Source organism: Asaia sp. A2 (assembly GCF_057319415.1).
This window is the reverse complement of sequence record NZ_JBXWTO010000039.1, coordinates 1-574: the sequence shown is the minus strand read 5'-3', so window position 1 is coordinate 574 and position 574 is coordinate 1. Positions and strand designations below refer to the sequence as shown.

At 57.0% G+C, this 574-nt stretch carries 1 protein-coding gene; it reads right to left on the bottom strand.

What is annotated here, in order from left to right:
- Window positions 1–574 (bottom strand): transposase (locus ACWNRM_RS15160; RefSeq protein ID WP_485172253.1); only part of this gene is annotated, 574 nt, incomplete at both ends.

Genomic DNA, 574 nt, shown 5'->3' with positions numbered 1-574 from the left:
CGTATTGGCTTTATCCAACAGCCCCTCTCTTAATCGCGCACCATCACTGGCGGCGGCATCCGTCGCTTTCCATTTTCGGATGAACCGGAACTTCCGGTCGATGGAGACGTGGGATTTGTAGCCAAAGAATGGGATAGCGAGATCACTCGACGGCATGCTTCCATCGTCCTGCCGCTTTGCTTTCGTGAACTTCAGCGTCCATCGCGCATGACGGTCCTTGTGCGACAGCTTTGCCGGTTTGTCCTGCCAGTTCTGTGGGATCCGTCCTTCCCGAAGATCGGCTTTCTCTGCGTTGGAGTTCCGCTGCTTTGGAGCAGCCACCAGCGTTGCATCCAGGATCTGGCCCGACATCGGTAAATACCCGGCGTTGCGCAATGTGGCGTCAAAGCGCGCGAACAAATTCTGGATGGCGCCCGCCTCGGTCAGACGCTCGCGGAACAGCCAGACCGTTTTGGCATCGGGTACCCGATCCGATAACGCCAGGCCCAGGAAACGCATGAAGGACAGACGGTCGTTGATCAGATACTCCGTCCGTTCATCGGAGAGATTGTTCAGTGTCTGGATCACCAGGATC